This window comes from Brevibacterium metallidurans (genome assembly GCF_037101285.1).
Taxonomy (GTDB): domain Bacteria; phylum Actinomycetota; class Actinomycetes; order Actinomycetales; family Brevibacteriaceae; genus Brevibacterium; species Brevibacterium metallidurans.
Window position 1 is genome coordinate 95,540 of sequence record NZ_BAAAAF010000007.1, and the last position, 21,239, is coordinate 116,778.

The window sequence follows — 21,239 nt, forward strand, 5'->3', positions numbered from 1 at the left end:
GGTCGGCACGCGAGCAGAAGAAGGTGAGGCAGTGGCCGAGACGAGATACATCGACCCCATCCGCTTCCCGTCCTACGCTTCGCAGCCGACGCGGGACGTGCGGGCGTGGTTGCTCCTCCTCGTCTCAGCCCTGCTGCCCGGCGGCGTTCAGCTGCTCTTCCGCTCCCGGCGCTGGGCGAAGATCTCCCTGTCGATCACCGCGATCAGCTGGATCCTCCTCATCGCCTCGGTCATCGCGATCCTCATCAACCGCACCTTCGCGTTCACGATCGGCACGAACCCCTACATCCTCACGTTCCTCACCATCTGGGTGCCCGTCGTCGGCCTCAACTGGGTCATCTGCCTCTTCGACACCGTGCGCAGGATCCGGCTGGTGACCCTGTCGAAGAAGGCGCGCACGCGGTTCCTCGGCGCCTTCTGCGCCCTCCTCCTCGTCGTCACCGGGCCTCTGGCGTGGGGGACGACGATGCTCAACTCCCAGCGCGGGCTCGTCAGCGACCTCTTCGCCTCCGGCAAGGCCGCGAAGCCCGTCGACGGCCGCTACAACATCCTCCTGCTCGGCTCCGACGCCGGCAAGGGCCGCACCGGCATCCGTCCCGACTCGATGTCGCTCGTCTCGATCGACGCCGAGACGGGCAAGACCGTCATCGTCGGTCTGCCCCGCAATATGCAGAACGTCCCCTTCGCCGAGGGCTCGCCGCTGGCCTCGATCTACCCGCAGGGATTCAACTGCGGCAACGAGTGCCTGCTCAACGCCGTGTTCCAGCAGGGGGAGAAGTACAAGGACAAGTTCCCCGACCCGAAGCGAGCAGGCGAGCAGGCGACGATGGACGCCGCCTCGGCGATCACCGGGCTCAAGGTCCAGTACTACGCGATGGTCAACCTCAAGGGCTTCGAGAAGCTCATCGACTCCCTCGGCGGGATCACCCTGGTCTCGGGCAAGCGCGTGCCGATCTCCTCGAAGGTCAACCCGGCCACCGGCAAGCACGGCCCCGTCAAGGGCTGGATCGAGCCGGGCAAGCAGAAGCTCGACGGCTACCACGCGCTGTGGTTCGCCCGCTCGCGCGAGTTCTCCAGCGACTACGAGCGGATGATCCGGCAGCGGTGCGTGCAGGAGGCGATGGTCAAGCAGCTCGACCCGGCCACTGTGCTCACCCGCTACCAGGACATCGCCGCAGCCACCCCGGGAGCTGTGTCCACCGACATCCCCTCGACCCAGGTCGACATGTTCGTCGACCTGGCGCTCAAAGTGAAGAGCCAGAAGATCGAGTCGCTTGACCTCACTCCGCCGCGCGTGACACCATCGCAACCGGACTTCGCCGAAGCGCGCCGCCTCGTTGCGAATGCGATCGACAAAGCCACCAAGGACGCTGAGAAGCAGAGCAATGCGCTCTCAGCCCCCGCAGGCGTCGCCGCAGGCACCTCCGCGGCAGCCGTGGTCAGTGCCTCCGCAGGCACCGAGGCGGCCGCCTCGCAGGCGACCGACGTGAGCGCCTCGGCGAGCCCTGAGAAGGGATCCGAGGCCGACGCGCGGTCGATCTGCTACGTCCCGTGAGGCGCTGAGACCGGGGTCGGTCACGGCGTGTCGGTCCGGTCGAGGATGACCGAAGCAGGACCCGACGAAAAAACTTTCGCTCGGTGTGTCGCCCAAGAACACTGGGAACCACACCCGTGTAATTATGTTCATTCGTTATTTGGCTAGTCTGACACGCCGGAAATGTGTAACAATTTTGAGATGTTGGGGTTGCCCACCGTTCTGCCGACGGTGAAGCGGACTCCCAAGGCCTGAACTTCCCTGACTTCCTCGAAAAGGCTGTAACGATGAAATACATTCTGCCCACAGTCGCGGGCTGCGCTTCAGTCGCACTCGTCGGCACCTTAGCGGTCACGGCTCCGACCGCCTTTGCTGCAACCGTCGAGCCGGAAGTGACCCAGAAGGCGCTCAACGTGAGCGAGGACGGACTCAAAGTCCCCGGCGCGCGCGACTCCAGTGACTCAGCTGCCTCCGTCGCCAACCAGAGCGCATCGAGCAACCTTCCGAACATATTCAAGTCGCAGACCGCACTCGCAGCCACCCAGGTGCCTGCCACGGTCAACGTCAGCGCGCAGCCGGCGTCGGCGACCGTCACCCCCGCCTCGGCGGGCCTGACCTCACCCGAGGGATCGGGAGACTCCACCACCCCCGCAGAGGGCGAGCAGAGCCAGTCCGGCGACGCCGCTCCCGCCGAGGAGACCGCACCGGCGGAGGAGACCGCTCCGGCGGAGGAGACGAAGGAGCCGTCGAAGGACGGCGACGACATCTCCGGCTCCGTGCAGCAGAAGACCGAGGACGGCGTGAACATCGCGCTCATCTCCGACGTCCTCGACGTGCCGTCGAAGAACCCCAGCCTCGTCGGCGTCACCTTCTCCGACGCCGCCAGCAGCATCCGCATCCAGGTCCGCGTCAAGAGCGGCAGCGGATGGGGCGCCTGGCAGACCCTCGATGAGGAGAAGCAGGAAGAGGCGAAGAACGAAGGCTCCGAGCCGTTCACCGTCAACCGCGCCGACGGTGTGCAGATGCGCATCCTCGGCGATCAGGCTCCCAGCGACGCCGAACTCGTCCTCGTCGACCCGAAGCGCTCGTCCGCAGACGCCCAGGCGGTCGCCGAGAACGCTCCCGTCCAGATCGACCCGCAGTCGACCGGTGCGACCGAGGAATCGGCCGCGACCGACGCCGGAACGACCGACGCGGGGACGACCGTGCCGGCCGTCGACGGCTCGGGCGCCGAGGCGACGAACGTCTCAGCTGCCGGTGCCGCCACGGTGAGCACCCAGAACTACGTTCCCGGCACCTCCACGGTGGACACCGTCGCGAAGTCGGCGAAGGTGCCCATGCCGAAGATCGCCTCCCGCAAGTCCTGGGGCGCGAAGCCGTACAAGGGCAGCGTCAGCTACGCGAGCGGCATCAAGCAGGCCGTCGTCCACCACACCTCGGGGTCGAACAGCTACTCCGCTGAGGACGTGCCCTCGATCATCCGCGGCATCCAGTCCTTCCACCAGAAGGGACGCGGCTGGTCCGACATCGGATACAACGTCGTCGCCGACAAGTACGGCCGCCTGTGGCAGGCCCGCGACGGCAAGCTCGAGAAGGCCGTCATCGGTGCGCACGTCGCCGGGTACAACACCGGAACGTTCGGCATCTCGGTGCTCGGCACGTACAACGGCTCGGCTCCTCCGAAGAAGACCCGTGACGCCGTGGCGGCCGCGATCGCCTGGAAGTTCTCGCTCAACGGGCTGACCGCGAGCAAGTCGACCCTCGTCGGCCACCGCGACCTCGGCAACACCGACTGCCCGGGCGATGCGTTCTACGCCAAGCTCGGCGAGGTCCGCAGCACCGTCAACGCGATCCTCAAGTCCGGTGACCTGCCTGCCGACGACAAGACCGAGTCGCCGAAGCCCAAGCCGAAGCCGAAGACCGCGATCGAGTCCTACGCCGAGAAGAACAACCTCGGCAAGGCCACGAGCAACGAGTTCGACGTCAAGGGCATCGCCGGCGCCAAGGGACGCAACTACGAGAAGGGCGTCGTCTACTGGTCCCAGAAGACCGGTGCCTACCACGTCAAGGGCGCGATCAGGGGCGCACTGACCGGTGACGTCATCCAGCAGGTCGGGCTGCCCACGGGGACCGAGAAGGGCGGCCTGAAGAACGGTGGAGCGTATCAGACCTTCTCGAAGGGAACGTTCCACTGGTCGCCCAAGACCGGGGCGAAGTACACCACCGGTGTGCTGCAGAGCTACTGGAAGTCCAAAGGGTACGAACGCGGGCACCTCGGGTACCCGAAGACCAACCCCACGGTGAAGAACGGTCGCGCCGAGCAGCTCTTCGAAGGCGCCAGGCTCGTCTGGGCCGAAGGCTACGGGACCACGGAGTTCTCACCGAACGGCAAGATCTCCGGCGGTGTCGTCGATGAGAACTCGCCGCCGGGAGGCAATGCCGCAGACGGCGGTTCGGGTGCAGACTCCGGGGAAGGTGCTGCAGCCGACGGAAACGATTCGAGCAATCCTGCGCCGAAGCCCAAGCCGACGAAGCCGGCCCCGAAGCCGACGAAGCCCGCGCCGAAGCCCTCGCCCAAGCCGACGAAGCCTCCCAAGGAGGACAAGCCGAGCAAGGAAGAGCAGATCCAGGCCCAGCGCAACGCGATCGTCAAGGACGCGAAGTCCTACCTCGGTGTGAAGTACGTCTGGGGCGGGACCACGCCGAAGGGATGGGACTGCTCCGGGTTCACCCAGTACGTCTACGGCAAGAACGGCATCAAGCTGCCGCGCACGACCAGCCAGCAGCGCAATGTGGGCAAGGTCGTCTCGGTCAAGGACGCCAAGCCCGGTGACCTGATCTGGATCCCCGGTCACATCGGCATCATCTCCGAGACCAAGGGGCAGATGTACGATGCGGGCTCGACCCGGACGAACACGGCCAAGCGCAGCTACGAGTGGATGCTCAGCCGCGGCGCCAAGGTCATCCGCGTCGTCGGCTGATCGAGAAGCCGCTGAGAAGTCAGTGAAGCGCTGAGAGATCAGCGCAAGCAGGGCCCCGCAGTGCCAACGCGCTGCGGGGCCCGCGCGCATTCACGGCGGGTACCCCTATTGTTCGACGAGCCTGCCGCAGTGAACTCTTGATGTACGGCCCTGAACAGGAGATGAAGTCACAGCGTCATCTCCGGAATCCGGGACGCGCACACGCTACGGTGGTGGGATGAGCACGAGCGAACGGAAGGAGCTGGGTCGGTGCGGCGGCTGAACAACACGGTGAAGAACTTCGACTGGGGCACCCCGGATGCGATCCCTGCGATCCTCGGCACCGTCCCGGACGGAACGCCGTGCGCCGAGCTCTGGCTCGGGGCCCACCCGCTCAGCCCCTCACGTCTCGAGGTCGCGGCCGCACAGGAGACGAACTCCGCTCTCGGCTACGGCCGCGTCGGCTCCTCCTCATCGGTCGACGTCCGCGCGAACGGCCGGGTCGCCTCGGGTCCGAACCTCATCGAATACATCGCCGGCGATCCCGAGGGCCTCCTCGGCCGGGATTCGCTCGAGGTCTTCGGCCCCCGTCTGCCGTTCCTCCTCAAGGTCCTCTCCGCCCAGCGGGCGCTCTCGATCCAGGTCCACCCCACGCCCGCGCAGGCCGCAGCCGGTTTCGCGCGGGAGGAGGAGACCGGCCCCGATCTCGATGCGCCCGAACGCAACTACAAGGACGCCTCGGCGAAACCCGAGCTCATCTACGCGCTCACCGAGTTCCACGCGCTGTCCGGATTCCGCCCGCGCAAGGCCGTGCGGGCGACCTTCGAGCGCTTCCTCTCGCTCTCGCTCTCCGCGACCTCGCTCGACTTCCTCGGTGAGATCCTCGGATCGCTCAAGGCGCTGAGTGAGGCGAAGGCGTTCTCGCGCACCGTCGAGCGCATCCTCGGCGACCCGCGGGCGCCGGGCCTCGTCGACGAGATCGCCGGCCAGGACTTCGCGACGCCGCCGCGGGGTCACGCTTCGCAGATCGGGACCGCGGTCGATCCGATGCAGACCTTCCGCGAACTCGTCGCCGACTATCCGGGCGACCCCGGTGTTCTCGTCGCGCTCATGCTCTGCCGCGTCCACCTCCAGCCGGGCGAGGCGCTCGCGATGGACTCCGGCGTCCTCCACGCCTACCTCGGCGGCACGGGGATCGAGATCATGGCGTCGAGCGACAACGTCCTGCGCGGGGGACTGACGAGCAAGCACGTCGACATCCCCGAGCTCACGGCGACCGCGACCTTCACCTCGGGGGCGCCGAGGCTGATCGAACCCGATCGCGACGGCGTGCTCAAGGGCGCGACCGAGGACTTCGCCCTCCAGGCCCTGCGGTGCCCGCGACTCAAGCGCATCGATCGTCGCGGTGCGGCGATCGCCCTGTGCACCTCAGGGTCGATCACGCTGACCTCGGTGGGCGCCTCGACGACGCTGACCCGTGGGCAGAGCGTGTTCATCGGCGCGAACGAACCTGCCGTGACCGCCGACGGCCACGGCGACCTCTTCATCGCGACCACCGGTCTCGACCGCGCCCTGCCCTTCGCCTGAGAGCGGAGGTCCGCCTGCCGGCGCGGTCGGCGGCTGCTCGATGGCGGCTGGCGGCCAGCGGCACCTGACTCGCGGCTACCGGCCAGCGGCACCTCACCGGCGGCTCCTGACCTGCGGCACTTGATCCGCGACACCCCGCAACCCGCACGGTCAGCGGCTCGTCCTACCTTTGCACGGGTAGGACGAGCTGCTCCGGGTGGTGTGTGCTGAGCTCCTGGTGGTGTGTGGAGCCAAAGGTGGTGCGTGTAGCCGCGGGTGGTTCGAGGAGCCAAGGGTGGTTCGTGCGGCCGCGGGTGGTCGCGAAGCGGAGACCAGCGCCCCAGCGCGGCGCAGCGCGCCGGCGGCTCAGACGTCGGGGACGGAGACGGTGGGGACCTCGCCCTCGACGATCACCTCGGCGCCGGTCTTCTCCCTGACCTCCTCGACGGTGACCCCGGGAGCGAGCTCGACGAGTGTGAACGCATTCCCGGAGACGTCGAGGACGGCGAGATCGGTGATGATGCGCTCAACGACGCCCTTGCCGGTCAGCGGCAGATCGCAGACCTCGAGCAGCTTGTGCGAGCCGTCCTTGGCGACGTGGTCCATGACGACGATGACGCGCTTGGCGCCGTGGACGAGGTCCATCGCCCCGCCCATGCCCTTGACCATCTTGCCCGGGATCATCCAGTTCGCGATGTCGCCGTTGGTCGCGACCTGCATCGCGCCGAGGATCGCCGCATCGATCTTGCCGCCGCGGATCATGCCGAAGCTCGCCGCCGAATCGAAGTACGAGGCGCCGGGCAGCATCGTCACGGTCTCCTTGCCCGCGTTGATGAGGTCCGGGTCGACCTCGTCCTCGGTCGGGTACGGGCCGACGCCGAGGAGGCCGTTCTCGGACTGGAGGACCAGGCTGACGCCCTCGGGCAGGTAGTTCGGCACGAGGGTCGGCATGCCGATGCCGAGATTGACGTAGCTGCCGTCGGCGAGTTCCTGCGCGGCACGTGCCGCCATCTGGTTGCGTGTCAGTGACATAGGGGCTCTCCTCAGGCGCTCGCGGCGGGGGTGGGGCGCAGGGTGCGCTTCTCGATCGGCTTGTCGGCGACCTGCTCGGGGGTCAGGGGCACGACGCGGTGGACGAAGACGCCGGGCACATGCACCTGGTCCGGGTCGATCTCGCCGGGCTCGACGAGCTTCTCGACCTCGGCGATCGTGATCCGACCGGCCTGCGCGGCAGGGGGATTGAAGTTGCGTGCCGAGGAATGGAAGACGAGGTTGCCGTCGCGGTCGCCGATCGCGGCCCGCACGAGCGCATAGTCGGGAGCCAGCGACTCCTCGAGGACGTACTGCTTCTCCTCGCCGAAGGTGTCGAAGACCCGCGTGTCCTTCGCCGGGGACTCCTTGATCACGTTGCCGTCCGCATCGTACTTCCACGGCATGCCGCCCTCGGCGACCTGCGTGCCCGCACCGGTGATCGTGTAGAACGCGGGGATCCCCGCACCACCGGCCCGCAGCTTCTCCGCGAGCGTGCCCTGCGGGGTGAGCTCGACCTCGAGCTCACCGGAGAGGTACTGCCGGGCGAACTCCTTGTTCTCCCCGACGTAGGAGGCGATGATGCGGCGCAGCCGGTGGTCGGCGAGCAGCACGCCGAGTCCGCGGCCGTCGACGCCGGCATTGTTCGAGATCACCTCGAGGTCGGTCGTCCCCTGGTCCCGGATGGCCCGGATGAGGTATTCGGGTACGCCGACGACCCCGAACCCGCCCACGGCGATCGACGATCCATCGGCAATATCGGCCACCGCCGCTGCGGGCGTGTCAACTACTTTGTCCATGAGCCCAGTCTGCCACGGACGTCCCCGAGGGTCCGTGCGAGGTCCGTGATGTGGGCCACCTCGACTCCCGTGCCCAGCACGGTCTCACCCCCGCCGAGGAGGTGGTGCAGGAATTCGGGCCACTCGTCCGGCCGTGGGGTCGAGTGGGAGACGAGGATGCCCGTGGGCCGAGTGCCTGTGTCCGCATCGCTTGCGGCGGCTTCGGCCCAGGGGATCTCCCTCGTGCCGTCGGCGCCGGCCACGGCGAGGGTCCCGGAGCGGACCAAGCGCCGGGACGCCACGTCGGGGTAGGCGCGGATCGCGGAGTTGACGTCGATGAAGTCGGCGTCCACGGGAGTGCTCAGGGCCAGTGCGGGCGGATTGAAGACGAAGATCTCCTCCGCCGAGGCGATCGCCGGGTCGGTCTCGAAGCCGAGGGGGACGAAGGCATGGAAGTCCCCGTCCGGGACCGTCGCGGGATCGATGCCGCCGGCCCCAGAGGATTGGGGGTCGCTAGCGGGGGAGTCGCCGCCGTTCGCGGGGGAGTCGGCTGCGCTTCCGGTGCCGCTGTCCGTTGCGTCCCCGCCCCGTGCGAGGATGACGCGGCCGCCGCCGAGGAGGACGCTGAGGACCGCGACGAGTTCGCGCCAGTGGAGACCGGACGGGGAGGGGACGAAGAGCGTGAAGTCCGGTCCGAGCTCGTAGTCGCCGAAGAGCCCGACTCCCTTGTGCACCCAGTTGGCGATGACGGGGCCGGTGAGGTCGAGGCTGTCGTAGTCGGGTCCGCGCCAGAAGAGCACGGGACCGCCGGTGCGGCTGAGTCGGGTCAGTGCCATGGGTGACCTGCTTTCGTCGGGGCGAGAACGTCCGGGGGCGGAACGTCAAGGGTTCGTAACGTCAGGGGGTCGGAATGTCAGGGCTGGCGGAGCGCCCGCGGTCAGTCCGCGGGAGGCCGCTCAGGGGGTGAGGAGACCGATGTCGATCGTCACCCCACGGGGGAAGGAGCCGAGCTCGCCGTCGGCCCAGTGCCATTTCGTCGTCGCGGAGAGGTCTTCGGCGAAGAGCGCGGTGTGCATGCGTTCGACGAGCGAGCCGAGGCCGACCATCGCCTCGAGCAGCGGGGGACCGTCGGCCTGCGTCATCGCCGGCGAATCCGAGGGGCTCATGATGATCCGCGACCCCGCGCCCTCGATGCGCATCCGCCAGGCCGCGTGCCCCGGAGTCCGGGAGATCCCGCCGCGGACGACGCGGATCGCCCGGGAGACGCGTTCGAGGATGTCGTCACCGCCGTCACCGGCCGCCGGACGGCCCGGCACGGTCTCGACGCCGAGTCCGCGCTGGATCGCCTCGACGTGGCCGTAGCGGAACCAGTCCTCACCGAGGTCGCGGCACAGTGCCTTCGCCCCCGCTCTGCCGTTGTCGAGGTAGCCTCCCGCGCCGCGCACGAGCGCCATGGGCAGACCGCGGGCCGCGCCCTTGACGAGGTCGGCGGCCGCGGCGATCTCATCGGCGATCGCCCGCACGGTCACCGTCTGCACGCGTCCGTCGTCATCGGGCAGGCCCCGCTGGTCGTCGAGGCCGGAGAACCCGGAGAGCCCGAGCGCGATGTCGCCGACCCCCACCCGCCACGGACGCGAGGTCGTATCGGAGACGACGACGCCGATGCGCACGTCGAAGGCCTCCTCGACGCGGGCGCGCAGCTCGTCCGCCGAACGGTCGGCGTCGATGGGATGGAGGACGACGTCGCCGCCGGAGTTCGACTGATCGAGGCCCGCCGCGGCCTGCACCGTGCCGGCACGGGTCCGCACCACCTGAACGGTCGTGCCCGAGGCGTAGCTGCGTTCGGCGACGAGGTGGGTCGAGGAGTGGGCGACGAGATCTTCGAACTCGGCGCGGTCGGCCACCCTCGTCAGCCGCCCCGCGGCCTTCGAGACGACCTTCGAGGCGATGACGAGGACATCGCCGTCCTTGAGGTCGATGCGGTTGCGGCGGAGGCTGGTCACGAGGATCGCCGCGAGGTCGGACCCGGGACGGATGTCGTCGTCGACCGGAGGGGCGTAGACCGTGAGGAGTCTGTCGTTCATGCCCGCGCTCGCTGTCATCCCTCCATATTCCCACCTCGGGCGAACGAATCCGAAATTCTCACAGTCTCATCTGGCGGACCCCATGGATAGTGGCAGGGAGGCATGTGCATCCCCATATGTTGTGTCGGCGGCGCGTGTGCATGTGAAGGTGTGTTCGAATACGAGCTCGCGGACCGCCCAGATACTCCACGAGGGCTTGACTCGACGGTAATGACACGCGTGTAATTTATACCTAAGGGGAACGCGCTTAGCACGAATTCACGGATTCGGTTGGCACAACACGCTGAGCGTGGGAAAGGGGAACATCGTGCAGAGCGCACAGAGAAAGAGGCTCGAGCAGGAGGAGCACTCCGTCGTACCGGGAGTGACATCCCGCAGCGCCGGCGACTGGTTCGTCGAACCCGGCGCCAGGACTCCGGACACGCTTCCGGACCCGCTGGCCATCGACCCGAACGACCTCACTCCGCTGCCCGTCGACGATACCGCAGTCTCACCGCTGTCGCTGCTCCTCGGCGCCGCCGAGGACGGGGAACTGTCCTGGCAGGACCAGGCGCTGTGCGCCCAGACCGACCCTGAGGCCTTCTTCCCAGAGAAGGGCGGCTCGACGCGGGAGGCCAAGCGCGTCTGCGAATCCTGCGAGGTCCGCTCCGAATGCCTCGAGTACGCCCTGGCCAATGACGAGAGGTTCGGGATCTGGGGCGGCATGTCCGAGCGCGAACGCCGCCGACTCAAGAAGCGAGTCGTGTGAGGCCTGCTGTCACCGTCGTCGTCCTCTCCGGCGACGACTCCTCCCGTGCCGAGCTCGAATCGGCTCTGCGGCGGACCCACCCCGAGATCCCCGTCGTCGATCTCGGGGGCCTCGCCGTCACCGAGGCGATTGAGCTGCCCGCGGTCTCCGGCAGTGAGTACCTGTGGTTCCTCACGCCCGACTCGCGCCCGGAGCCCGGCTGCCTCGACGAACTCATCGAAGCGATCAGCGCCACCGAGTCCATCGCCGCGGTCGGTCCCAAGCTCATGGCCGGGGAGAGGATCGTTTCCGCAGGAGTGACGACCACCTCGGCGGGGGTGCGCCTCAACCCTGTCGGATCCGGCGAGATCGACCAGGGCCAGCGCGACGGCGAGGGCGAGACCCTGGCCCTCGACCTGCCGGGCATGCTCATCGCCACCGCCGAACTCTCCCGGGTCGGCGCCCCGAGCCGGGCGCTGGGACCGGCCTACCGCGGCATCGAGTTCTCCCGCCGCTTCCGCGACCTCGGCAAGCGCGTCGTCCTCGCCCCGCACGCCCGCTTAGGCATCTCCGCCACCGAGGCGGCCCAGCTGGGCACTTCGCCCCGTCCTCCGCGCGCCGCCGCCCACATCCGGACCGAGCAGCGCTACCGGCTCAGCCTCGCCCGGCCCGGACTCGTGCCCTTGGTCTGCCTGCTCGCGCTCACTCGCCTCGGCGACGGACTCCTCGCCCTCCTCGGCAACGACCCGCGCACCGCGGGATGGCACTTCCGCGCGCTCTTCGGCCTCTCCGCCGACGTCAGCGCCACCGCCCGGCTGCGCAGGGCCAACGCGAAGCGCGCGCGCCTGGGCAGACGCGCGAACAGCGCCCACCTCTCGGCGCTCTACGCCGACCCCGACGAACTCGCCGTCCAGAGACGCAGCCTCGTCGAGGCCGGCGCCCGTCCGACCCCCGGCGAGACCGCCGACACACTCGACGACGCCGACCTCCACCAGGTCGGGGACACCGAAGAGGCCATCGACTCCTTCTCCCGCCTCGAGGTCAGCGGCTCAGCGGGCATCTTCACCCACCCGCTGACCTACCTCATCCTCATCTCAGGCGTCCTCAGCGGCCTCGTCTCCTTCCGGCTCTTCGGTCCAGGCCACCTCGTCGGCGGGGCCCTCGGCTCGACCGATGTGAGCTTCCCCGACCTCGTCGGGCGCCTCTTCGGAGGCTTCCTCGACGTCGGCACCGGCGCCGACGTCCCCGCCGACCCGCTGCAGCTCGTCCTCGCCGTCCTCGGTCTGCCCTTCCTCGGCGACATCGACCTCACCGTCCGCGTCCTCATCCTCCTCGCCCCGGTCGCCGCCGCGATCGCCGCATACGCGGCCGCGGGGATCCTCGTGCGCGGACGCTGGATCAGGGCGCTGGCCGGACTCCTCTGGGTCGTCGCCCCGCTCTTCCTCACCGCGCTCTCGACCGGTCGCCTCGGCGTCGTCCTCGCCTGGATCGTCGCGCCGCTCATCGTCCTCGCCCTGAGCCGCAGCCTGCGCACTGGCTCGGTGTCCGCCGCGGCGACGGGCGGACTCCTCCTCTTCGTCCTCGTCGCAGGCGTCCCGCTGCTGCTCGTCGTCGGCATCGTGCTCACGATCGTCCTGCTCGTCCTCCGCCGGGGGACACGCCATCTGTGGCTGCTCGCCCCCACCCTCGTCCTCGCCTGGCCGTGGCTGCTCGGCGTCGTCACCGAACCCGGGACGCTGCTCACGATGCCCGGGCAGGCACTGGCACCGAGCGCTCCGCCGACCTATCTGCTCGCCGTCGGCTTCCCCGCCCCGCTCGACCTCCAATGGCTGACCGGAGTGCTCACCTCGCTCGGCGTCGCCCCGGGAGTGGCCGGCACCGTGGGCCTGTGGGCGCCGGCGATCGTGCTGCCCATGCTCGTCCTCGCGTTCCTCACGCTCATCGAGGCCCGCATCCCGCTGCCGACCCTCACCTGGACCGTCGGGCTCTACCTCGCGGGCCTCCTGCTCGCGACCCTGCAGGTCCACCTCCCGGCCCAGGTCGGTCCCTTCCACCTCATCGGCTCCTATCCGGCGGCCGGTCTGACGCTGACCAGCCTCGGTGCGATCGCGCTCCTCGTCCTCGGTGCCGACCGCCTCGGCGCCCGCAGCCGGGTCGCGCCCATGCGCGTGCTCACCGGTCTCGTCGCCGTCGCCGCCCTCGGGTTCGCCGTCCTCGGAACCGGTCCGGCCTTCACCTCCGCCGACACAGTGCGGACTGCTGAGCACGGGTCGGTGCCCGCACTCGCCGCTGATCGTGCCGCCGGAGCAGCCGAAGCGCGCACCCTGCGCCTGAACGAGGTCGACGGCGAAGTGCTCGCCACCCTCGTCTCCTCTGACGACGGCACCGTGGTGGGCACCTCGACGATCCGGGCCGCCGAGGCGGTCGGCGGGCCGCCGTGGCAGCGCAGGCCCCTGCCCATCGGCTCCGACCAGGTGCTCGTCGCCCAGGCCGCCGCCGCGCTCTCGGCCGATGATGCTGGTGACGTCCGCGACCTCCTCGGTCGGCTCGGCGCCGACTTCGTCCTCGTCGATTCCGGCGACGACTCGCTGCGCAGCTCTGTGGCCGCGGCCACCGGGCTCGTCGAGGTCGGCCCCACCGAGTCGGGCACGCTGTGGCAGGTCGACAAGCCCTACAGCGGCCGGTACCTCATCGCCGAACCCGACGGCACGCTGAGCACCGCCCCGGTCTCCGGGGGGACGATCGAGATCGCTCCCGGTGCGGAAGGACGCACGCTCATCGTCGCTGAGTCCGCGCATGGGCTGGAGGCCGCGATCGACGGCACGTCGCTGCCGCGCCCGGCCGAACCGAGCGCCGACTGGGACGAGGAGTTCTCCCTGCCCGCCGCCGGCGGCACCGTCGAACTGCGCGAGGGCTCCCCGCTCGTGGCCGCCGGTGTCATCGCCGGCTGGGTCCTCGGGCTCGTCTGCCTCGTCGTCGCCCTGCCGATCGGCAGCCGCGCGCGACCCCGCAGGACCGCCTCGGCGACTCACTCGCCGGTGAAGCCGGCGGAGTCGAAGAGTGACAAGCCGGAGCCCGCGCAGCCGGAGGGGACTGATTCGGCGAGTGCGGAGTCGACGGCTGAGGCAGGCGCGGCAACGGCCGGGGCATCCTCGACGGCGACGGCCAGAAAGCGGACGTCCTCGAAGAAGGCGTCGAGGAAGTCCGCGAAGACCAAGGCCACCAAGGCCAAGGCGTCGACGCCCACGGGCCCCGACGACAGTGCCGGCTCGGCCGACGGCACCGGCCGCAGAGACGGGAGTCCGGAGCCTCCCGCGCGGACACTGACGAAGGAGACGCCATGAAGCACAACCGCAGCCTCGTCACCTTCGCCGCGATCGCCGTGCCCGGAGTCCTCGTCGCGACGACTTCGTTCCTCACCCCGCTCGCCTCGGGCACGCTCGACCGCAGTCCCGAGCAGGTGCGGATGCCCACCGCGGACACCCGCGTCATCTGCCCCGGCCCGCTGCTCACCGACAAGGCCGCCGAAGGCACCGATGCCGAGTTCGTCGACGACTCCAACGTGAGCACCCGTGTCGTCTCCGCCACGGCCCCCATCGGCGCCGCCGACGGATCGGTCAGCGCCGCGCGCCTGCAGGTCGCCGACCTCGGCGGGGCCGCCGACTTCGACAACCCCGCCTCCACGGGCTTCGTCTCCGGCGACGACCCCGTCGACAGCACGAAGATCGTCACCGGCTTCGCCCGCCCCGGGGCGCCCGCGCTGACCACGGCGCTCGAGACCGTCGAAGGCACCTCGGGCGACCTCACGGGACTCGCAACACTCACGTGCGCCGCCCCGGCCTCGAACTTCCGCATCGTCGCAGGCTCCGGGCAGGCCGGTTCGAACTCCCAGCTGCTGCTGAGCAATCCCGGCACCGTCCCCGTCCAAGCGAGCATCCAGGTGATGTCTGCCGCGGGCGCCCGCGGAGAGCCGACCCAGCTGAGCATCAAGGCCGGAGCGCAGCGCGCGGTGCGCCTGGCCGGGCTGGCCGGCGATGCCGCAGAACTCGCCGTCGACGTCTCCGTCGACGGGGGAGTGCTCGCCGGCTCCGTGCAGGAGACGAAGCTCGACGGCCTCACCCCGCAGGGCATCGACCTCGCGGCCACCGGTGCGGACGCGGCTGACGAACAGGTGCTCACGGGGCTGAGCGGCAAGAACGTGCGCGTGCGCGTGGCCAACCCCTCAGGCGACCTCGCCGAGGTGGGACTCAAGGCCTATGGGCCCGACGGCGAGTACGAGGTTCCCCGGTCCTCGCTCACCGTCGTCGCCGGCGGCGTCGCCGAGGCCGACCTCGGTGAACTCACAGACACGAGCATCGTCCTTACCTCGAGCCAGCCCGTCCAGGCCGCGGCGACCGTGGCGACGAACGACGGCACCGGCACGGGGGACTTCGCGACGCTGACGGCCACCGAGGACCTCGCCGACACCCAGATCATGGCGCTGCCCCGCACGGGCACCGCGCAGCTCTACCTCTCACCCGGCCAGGGCCAGGTGCAGGTCTCGGGCATGCGCGACGACGGCACGCTCACCGATCCCCGCACCCTCGACCTCGCGCCCACGGCGACGACGAGGATCAGCCCCTCCGAGGTCTCCCCGGACGCCGTGCGCGCGCTGGTCATCAGCGGGGCGAACGCGGCAGGCTCACAGTCCGGCGGCGTCCACGCGAGCCTGCTCGTGAATTCCGAGACGGGGCTGTCGGCGGTCATGCCCGCCCCGGCACCTGCCGGAGTCGCCTACCGCGACATCCGGCTCGGGTAAGCGCTGCTCCTCACCGCTGCCGGGCACAGCGCTCAGGGACCGCGGAGGAGTTCGACCTGATCGGCAAGCACCTCGGCGATGAGGCTCTCCCGCTGCCCTCCGAGGCTGTGGTATTCGATGGGCCTGCGGTAGAGGACGATGTGGGTCCGCCGCTGGTTCGTCGCGGGGAACACCCGCCCGAAGCTCGGTTCGCCCGAGGAGGCCGGCGGCACCGCATCGACGGCGAGGACGACATCGGCGAGGAGTTCGGGATCCCGGGCGCGATGCCGGGCGAACTCCTCGGCGGCGAGCCGGGCGAAGCTCTCGGCCCGGGACTCACGTGCGGGAACGTCGGCGCGGAAGAGCGGGGAGCGCAGGCCCCTGCCGTGTCGGTCCCGTCTGCGGCGTGTGCTCATGAGCGCTCATTCTACCGAGCCCGCCCCGGCGGCGCCTGCCGGATCCGGAGAGGTCCGACGTGTAGAGTTGTCGACTGTGTCAGCGTTACGAACGTGCTCGAAAGTCAGCTGCTCGCGCAGCGCCTCCGCGACCATGACCTATGTCCACGCGGACGCCTGCGTCGTCATCGGTCCCCTCGCCCGGCGCGCCGAACCCGGCGCCCATGATCTGTGCGCCGACCATGCCGCTCGACTCACCCCGCCGGTGGGCTGGGAGCTCATCCGCATCGGCGCGACCGACGAGCCGCCCGAGCGCACCCACGACGACCTGCTTGCGATCGCCGACGCGGTCCGCGAAGCCGCCGGCACCGCGGCGCGGCAGTCCGGTTCGACGCCGGCCCAGCCCGCCGCCGAGACCGAGGACGCCCGCACCCAGGAGGGCCGCAAGCACGGCCACCTGCGCATCATCGGCCCGTGAGCGCCACCGAGCCCGAACCGAAGGACACCCCCATGTCAGGTGAGAACATCCCCTCAGCCCGCACCCGCGCCCTGTCAACGGCCGTCGGTGCCTACGACATCCGGGGACGCATCCCCGACGAACTCGACGACGACATCCTCTTCGCCCTCGGCTGGGCCACCGCCGAGGCGATGCGCGAGATCCACGGGTCGACCGAGGTCGTTCTCGGCCACGACATGCGCCCGAGCTCGCCCGGATTCGCCCAGGCCTTCGCCGTCGGCGTCGAAGCGGCAGGCTCCCGAGCCGTGCTGCTGGGCCTGTGCTCGACAGACCAGCTCTACTTCGCCTCCGGAATCTTCGACCTCCCCGGGGCGATGATCACCGCGAGCCACAACCCCGCCGACTACAACGGGATCAAGATCTGCTCGCCCGGGGCCGGCGGAGTGAGCCTCGACTCCGGTCTCGGCCGCATCCGCGACCTCGCCCCGCATGCTCCGGTCCCCGACCCCACCGCACCCTCGGTGGCCGAGGACAGTGAGGCGGCTGCGACGATGCGCAGAGACTACGCGTCCCGGATCCGGGAGCTCACCCGCATCGACGACGTCACCGGCCTCACCGTCGTCGTCGACGCCGGCAACGGCATGGCCGGGCGGCTCATCGGCGAGGTCTTCGGCACCGACGCCGGTCTGCCGGCCGTGCCGCTGAGAGTCATCGGCCTCTACACCGAACTCGACGGGACGTTCCCCAACCACGAGGCGAACCCGCTCAAACCCGAGAACCTCCGCGACGTGCAGGCCGCCGTCGTCGAGCACAGCGCCGACCTCGGGCTCGCCTTCGACGGCGACGCCGACCGCTGCTTCTTCATCGACGAGACCGGGGCGACGATGTCGGCCTCGGCCGTCGGCGCACTCGTCGCCGAACGCGAGATCGCACGCGCCCGCAACACCGGACGCGACACCCCGACCGTCATCCACAACCTCATCACCTCCCGCAGCGTGCCCGAGGCGATCGCCGCCGCCGGCGGTCGGGCGGTGCGCTCGAAGGTCGGCCATTCGGGGATCAAGACCCTCATGCGCACCGAGGGCGCGGTGTTCGCGTGCGAGCACTCCGCGCACTTCTACTTCGAGGAGTTCTACTGCGCGGATTCGGGGATGCTCGCCGCCTGCCACCTCATCGCGGCCCTCGCCGAGGCCGAGGTGCTCGCCTCCTCGCTCGTCGCCGACCATGACACGTACCGGCAGTCGGGGGAGATCAACTTCACCGTCGCCGACCCCGATGCGGTGCTCGCAGCCTTCGCCGAGGCGGGCCCCGGTTTCGCCCCGACGCTCATCGAGGACCTCGACGGGATCAGCCTCCAGGGCGAGGACTGGTGGGTCAACCTGCGCAAGTCGAACACCGAACCCCTCGTCCGGCTCAACGTCGAAGCCCCGGACGACGTGCGGATGCGCGAGCTCACCGCTCGGGCCACCGAGGTCGTCCAAGGTCGCGTCGCATGACCGGCACCCGCCCCACCCCACAGACCCCAGGAGGTTCCATGCTCGAGTCCACCGACTACAAGGTCGCCGACCTCAGCCTCGCCGAGGCGGGACGCCACCAGATCCGCCTCGCCGAACGGGAGATGCCCGGGCTCATGGCCCTGCGGGAGGAGTATGCCGATGCCGCTCCGCTCGCCGGTGCCCGGATCGCCGGCAGCCTCCACATGACCGTGCAGACGGCGGTGCTCATCGAGACCCTCACGGCCCTCGGCGCCGAAGTCCGGTGGGCCAGCTGCAACATCTTCTCCACCCAGGACGAAGCGGCCGCGGCCGTCGTCGTCGGGCAGGGCACACCCGCGGCGCCGAGCGGAGTGCCCGTCTTCGCGTGGAAGGGCGAGAGCCTCGAGGAGTACTGGTGGGCCGCCGATCGGATCTTCGACTTCGCGGACGGACCCACCCTCATCCTCGACGACGGCGGGGACGCGACGATGTACGTCCTCGAGGGCGCCGCCGCCGAAGCCGCCGGTCGGGTGCCGACCGCCGGCGAGGACGATCCGGACGAACGCCGCGCGTTCCTCGCCCAGATCCAGACCGCGATGACCGCCTCCCCGGGACGTTTCACCACACTCGCCGGGAAGATCCGGGGCGTGAGCGAGGAGACGACGACCGGGGTCAATCGTCTCTACCGCCTCGCCGAGGCGGGACGTCTGCCGTTCCCGGCCATCAACGTCAACGACTCGGTGACGAAGTCGAAGTTCGACAACCGCTACGGCATCCGCCATTCCCTGCCCGACGGGCTCAACCGCGCCACCGACGTCCTCATCGGCGGCAAGGTCGCCGTCGTCGTCGGCTACGGCGATGTCGGCAAGGGTGCCGCCGAGGCCCTGCGCGGGCAGGGCGCCCGCGTCATCGTCACCGAGATCGACCCGATCTGCGCGCTCCAGGCGGCGATGGACGGCTACCAGGTGGCCCTGCTGCCCGAGGTCGCCGAGACCGCTGACATCGTCATCACGACGACCGGCAACACCCGCGTCGTCGACGTCGATGTCCTCCAGCGACTCAAGCCCGGAGCCATCGTCGGCAATGTCGGCCACTTCGACGACGAGATCGACCTCGCCGGTCTGCGCCGCCTCCCCGGAGTGAGCGCGACCGAGATCAAACCCCAGGTCCACGAATGGACGATCCCCGTGCCCGCCGAGGCAGGACTCGAGCGGGAGACCACCCAGATCCTCGTCCTCTCCGAGGGCCGGCTGCTCAACCTCGGCAATGCCACGGGCCACCCTTCGTTCGTCATGAGCGCCTCATTCAGCAACCAGGTGCTCGCCCAGATCGAACTGTGGACCCACGGCGAGGACTACACGATCGGTGTGCACCGGCTCGGCAAGGATCTCGACGAACTCGTCGCCCGCCTCCACCTCCCGGCGCTCGGGGCCAGGCTGAGCGAGTTGACGAAGGATCAGGCCGAGTACATCGGCGTCGACGTCGCCGGCCCGTACAAGCCCGAGCACTACCGCTACTGACGCAGCCGCAGACCGTGCGGCAGCCGGTCGACGCTGGCGGCGAAGGCAGCGGCCCGCGCGCCTCGGCGCTGCGCCTTCTCCCGGTCGGCCACCCGCCCGCGGGCGACGACGGCTGCGAGGAACTGCTCGGGCAGGGTGCCCTCCGGCGGGGCGGGAGCGACGTGCGGATTGAGCTCTACTGCGAGCTCGATCGCGCGCTGCCAGCGTGACTCGTGCGTGAGCCCCGGGGCGATGGAGAGGAACTGGACGATCCGGCGGCGCAGTCCCGTCGGCACGCCCGAGACGTCGGTGACCTGCAGCCACGGCAACAGCTGCGGGGCGACATGGGCGTCGACCGGCGGCGGGGGCGTCGCCCGCTCGCTCACGGCGATGGTCCCGGCCATATAGTCGCCGAGGCGCTTCGTCTGCGGGGAGAGGAGACCGGTCAGGGCGGCGATCCCGCCCCCGGTCGCGATGACCTCGAACTGCCACAGCAGCGCCCGGACGAACGAGTGCCGCACCCGGATCGCCCCGCCGTCGTCGCGGACGATCCGCAGACCGAGGATGAGCTTGCCCAGCGACCGGCCCCGGGTGAGGACCTCGACGAGCATGAGCAGGAGGACGAAGACGCTCACCGACATGATCGTCATCACCGCGGTCAGCAGCAGACCGTTGAGGTCGAGGATGCGCAGCAGAAGCCAGAAGGTCGCCAGCAGCAGCCCGATGTTGACGAGCGTGTAGGCGACGACGTCGATGAGGCAGCTGAGCGCGCGAGCGGCCAGGGCCGCGGGTTGGACGCTGAGTTCGACGGCCTCGCCTGTCACCAGAGTGCTCACCCCACCATCCTGGCACACCCGACCCGCCTCCGAACGACGATCCGGGGGCGTGGGCATCGTCTAGGGTGGAGGCATGGATCCCAACCTGCTGGCCGAACTCCACGGCGAGAAGTGGCGGGAGCTGTCGGACCTGGCCCGTCGCAACCGGCTCGATCCGGCGCAGTCGGCGCGGTTCCTCGACCTCTACCGGGCGGCGTCGAAGGACCTCTCGCAGATCATGACGGTGGCCCCGGACTCCCTCGAGGCCGCGAGGCTCTCGACGATCGTCCACCGCGCCCGGAACCATCTCTCCTCCGTTCCCGCAGGCGGCCTGTCCGGTCTCAGCCGGTTCTTCGTCGTCTCCCTTCCCGTCTGCCTCTACCGTCTGCGCTGGGACGTCCTTGCCGTGACCGTCTTCTTCCTCGCCGTGTCCGTGCTCGCCGGCGTGTGGGCGGGTACCCACCCCGAGGTGCTCGAGACCTTCGGCGACCGCGCCTACCGGCAGCAGTTCGCCGAGCACGACTTCGTCGAGTACTACAAGGAGAACCCCAACGGCTTCTTCGCCGTGGGCGTGTGGACGAACAATGCGTGGATCGCCGTCCAGTTCGTCCTCCTCGGCGTCACCGGCGTCTTCGTCCTCCAGGGGCTCATCGTCAACGCCGTCAACGTCGGCTTCTCCGGGGCGATGATGTTCGAGTTCGACCGCGGGGCCGACTTCTTCCTCTACATCCTCCCGCACGGCATCCCGGAGATCAGCTGCATCATGCTCGCCGCCGCCGCGGGTCTGCGCCTGTTCTTCGCGTGGGTGGTCCCGGGCCCGCAGCTGCGTCGGACGAAGCTCGCCACCGAGGCGAGGTCCCTCCTCGTCGTCGCCGGCGGGCTCGTCATCATGCTCTTGGTCTCCGGCCTCATCGAGGGCTTCGTCACCCCCAATCCGCTCCCGCCGGTGCTCAAGATCGGCATCGGCGTCGCCTGCACCGCCGCGGTCGTCGTCTATGCGGCCGTCCTCGGCCGGCGGGCCTGGTCAGCGCGGCTGTCAGCGGATCTCGACGCGCACGAAGCCGGATACGAGATCGTCGCGACCGACCGCTGAGTCGTCACCGACCGCTGAGCCGCGTCTCCCGTGCCCGCCGAGGCGGTCG

At 69.8% G+C, this 21,239-nt stretch carries 16 protein-coding genes; 10 read left to right on the forward strand and 6 right to left on the reverse strand.

Annotation, left to right across the window (positions count from 1 at the left end; genetic code table 11):
- Positions 1 to 31: 31 nt before the first annotated feature.
- The 3 genes from AACX88_RS10600 (at position 32) to manA (ending at position 6,081) form a co-directional block, all read left to right on the forward strand.
- Positions 32 to 1,555, forward strand: coding sequence for an LCP family protein (locus AACX88_RS10600; RefSeq protein ID WP_339392978.1), 1,524 nt, complete (start codon positions 32 to 34; stop codon positions 1,553 to 1,555).
- Between the two features lie 392 nt (positions 1,556 to 1,947).
- Complete coding sequence (locus tag AACX88_RS10605) at positions 1,948 to 4,515, forward strand: NlpC/P60 family protein (protein ID WP_339392979.1); 2,568 nt, start codon at positions 1,948 to 1,950, stop codon at positions 4,513 to 4,515.
- A gap of 249 nt (positions 4,516 to 4,764) precedes the next feature.
- Positions 4,765 to 6,081, forward strand: a complete 1,317-nt coding sequence (gene manA / locus AACX88_RS10610; RefSeq protein ID WP_339392980.1) for a mannose-6-phosphate isomerase, class I — start codon at positions 4,765 to 4,767, stop codon at positions 6,079 to 6,081.
- Between the two features lie 345 nt (positions 6,082 to 6,426).
- Here manA and AACX88_RS10615 read toward each other — a convergent pair whose 3' ends face one another.
- From AACX88_RS10615 to AACX88_RS10630, 4 genes are all read right to left on the reverse strand, one after another.
- Positions 6,427 to 7,092 (reverse strand): CoA transferase subunit B, encoded by a 666-nt coding sequence (locus AACX88_RS10615; protein ID WP_339392981.1) that lies wholly within the window; start codon positions 7,090 to 7,092, stop codon positions 6,427 to 6,429.
- 11 nt (positions 7,093 to 7,103) lie between these two features.
- The gene (locus AACX88_RS10620) at positions 7,104 to 7,889 is read right to left on the reverse strand and encodes a CoA transferase subunit A (RefSeq protein WP_339392982.1); all 786 of its coding nucleotides are present in this window, start codon (positions 7,887 to 7,889) and stop codon (positions 7,104 to 7,106) included.
- Positions 7,877 to 8,704 carry a hypothetical protein gene (locus AACX88_RS10625; protein ID WP_339392983.1) on the reverse strand — a complete coding sequence of 276 codons (828 nt, stop codon included), beginning with the start codon at positions 8,702 to 8,704 and terminating at the stop codon, positions 7,877 to 7,879. The genes AACX88_RS10620 and AACX88_RS10625 overlap by 13 nt, the downstream gene beginning before the upstream one ends.
- 120 nt (positions 8,705 to 8,824) lie before the next feature.
- Entirely contained in the window at positions 8,825 to 9,952 is a 1,128-nt protein-coding gene (locus AACX88_RS10630) for a coenzyme F420-0:L-glutamate ligase (protein ID WP_339392984.1), read from the reverse strand.
- A 307-nt stretch (positions 9,953 to 10,259) separates the two neighbouring features.
- On the opposite strand from AACX88_RS10630, the gene AACX88_RS17745 reads away from it, so the two are divergent.
- The 3 genes from AACX88_RS17745 to AACX88_RS10645 are packed head-to-tail and all read left to right on the forward strand — an operon-like array spanning position 10,260 to position 15,477.
- A complete protein-coding gene (locus AACX88_RS17745) occupies positions 10,260 to 10,700 on the forward strand; it encodes a WhiB family transcriptional regulator (RefSeq protein ID WP_425286489.1) in 441 nt (146 codons plus the stop codon).
- Positions 10,697 to 14,023, forward strand: coding sequence for a glycosyl transferase (locus AACX88_RS10640; RefSeq protein WP_339392985.1), 3,327 nt, complete (start codon positions 10,697 to 10,699; stop codon positions 14,021 to 14,023). Before AACX88_RS17745 ends, AACX88_RS10640 begins: the two co-directional genes overlap by 4 nt.
- Entirely contained in the window at positions 14,020 to 15,477 is a 1,458-nt protein-coding gene (locus AACX88_RS10645; RefSeq protein WP_339392986.1) for a DUF5719 family protein, read from the forward strand. Before AACX88_RS10640 ends, AACX88_RS10645 begins: the two co-directional genes overlap by 4 nt.
- A gap of 32 nt (positions 15,478 to 15,509) precedes the next feature.
- On the opposite strand, the gene AACX88_RS10650 is transcribed toward AACX88_RS10645, so the two are convergent.
- Positions 15,510 to 15,872: a metallopeptidase family protein gene (locus AACX88_RS10650; protein ID WP_339392987.1), complete on the reverse strand. Its 363-nt coding sequence runs from the start codon at positions 15,870 to 15,872 to the stop codon at positions 15,510 to 15,512.
- Between the two features lie 133 nt (positions 15,873 to 16,005).
- Between AACX88_RS10650 and AACX88_RS10655 the strand changes: the two genes are divergently transcribed.
- The 3 genes from AACX88_RS10655 to ahcY are packed head-to-tail and all read left to right on the forward strand — an operon-like array spanning position 16,006 to position 19,303.
- The gene (locus tag AACX88_RS10655; protein ID WP_422614432.1) at positions 16,006 to 16,329 is read left to right on the forward strand and encodes a DUF3499 family protein; all 324 of its coding nucleotides are present in this window, start codon (positions 16,006 to 16,008) and stop codon (positions 16,327 to 16,329) included.
- A gap of 32 nt (positions 16,330 to 16,361) precedes the next feature.
- Positions 16,362 to 17,804 (forward strand): phosphohexomutase domain-containing protein, encoded by a 1,443-nt coding sequence (locus AACX88_RS10660; RefSeq protein WP_422614434.1) that lies wholly within the window; start codon positions 16,362 to 16,364, stop codon positions 17,802 to 17,804.
- Between the two features lie 38 nt (positions 17,805 to 17,842).
- The gene (gene ahcY, locus AACX88_RS10665) at positions 17,843 to 19,303 is read left to right on the forward strand and encodes an adenosylhomocysteinase (protein WP_339392990.1); all 1,461 of its coding nucleotides are present in this window, start codon (positions 17,843 to 17,845) and stop codon (positions 19,301 to 19,303) included.
- Here ahcY and AACX88_RS10670 read toward each other — a convergent pair.
- Positions 19,297 to 20,118, reverse strand: a complete 822-nt coding sequence (locus AACX88_RS10670) for an RDD family protein (RefSeq protein ID WP_339392991.1) — start codon at positions 20,116 to 20,118, stop codon at positions 19,297 to 19,299. The two genes, ahcY and AACX88_RS10670, sit on opposite strands and share 7 nt — an antisense overlap.
- A 73-nt stretch (positions 20,119 to 20,191) precedes the next feature.
- Between AACX88_RS10670 and AACX88_RS10675 the strand changes: the two genes are divergently transcribed.
- Positions 20,192 to 21,190: a stage II sporulation protein M gene (locus AACX88_RS10675; protein WP_339392992.1), complete on the forward strand. Its 999-nt coding sequence runs from the start codon at positions 20,192 to 20,194 to the stop codon at positions 21,188 to 21,190.
- The last annotated feature ends 49 nt before the right edge of the window (positions 21,191 to 21,239 follow it).

What these genes read in the sequence shown, in the direction of transcription:
- AACX88_RS10630 (WP_339392984.1), bottom strand. Translation starts at nt 9,952, where the DNA reads ATGAACGACAGACTCCTCACGGTCTACGCCCCTCCGGTCGACGACGAC.
- AACX88_RS10660 (WP_422614434.1), top strand. Translation starts at nt 16,362, where the DNA reads ATGTCAGGTGAGAACATCCCCTCAGCCCGCACCCGCGCCCTGTCAACG.
- AACX88_RS10650 (WP_339392987.1), bottom strand. Translation starts at nt 15,872, where the DNA reads ATGAGCACACGCCGCAGACGGGACCGACACGGCAGGGGCCTGCGCTCC.
- AACX88_RS10675 (WP_339392992.1), top strand. Translation starts at nt 20,192, where the DNA reads ATGGATCCCAACCTGCTGGCCGAACTCCACGGCGAGAAGTGGCGGGAG.
- AACX88_RS10625 (WP_339392983.1), bottom strand. Translation starts at nt 8,704, where the DNA reads ATGGCACTGACCCGACTCAGCCGCACCGGCGGTCCCGTGCTCTTCTGG.
- AACX88_RS10620 (WP_339392982.1), bottom strand. Translation starts at nt 7,889, where the DNA reads ATGGACAAAGTAGTTGACACGCCCGCAGCGGCGGTGGCCGATATTGCC.
- AACX88_RS10645 (WP_339392986.1), top strand. Translation starts at nt 14,020, where the DNA reads ATGAAGCACAACCGCAGCCTCGTCACCTTCGCCGCGATCGCCGTGCCC.
- AACX88_RS10655 (WP_422614432.1), top strand. Translation starts at nt 16,006, where the DNA reads ATGACCTATGTCCACGCGGACGCCTGCGTCGTCATCGGTCCCCTCGCC.
- ahcY (WP_339392990.1), top strand. Translation starts at nt 17,843, where the DNA reads ATGCTCGAGTCCACCGACTACAAGGTCGCCGACCTCAGCCTCGCCGAG.
- AACX88_RS10615 (WP_339392981.1), bottom strand. Translation starts at nt 7,092, where the DNA reads ATGTCACTGACACGCAACCAGATGGCGGCACGTGCCGCGCAGGAACTC.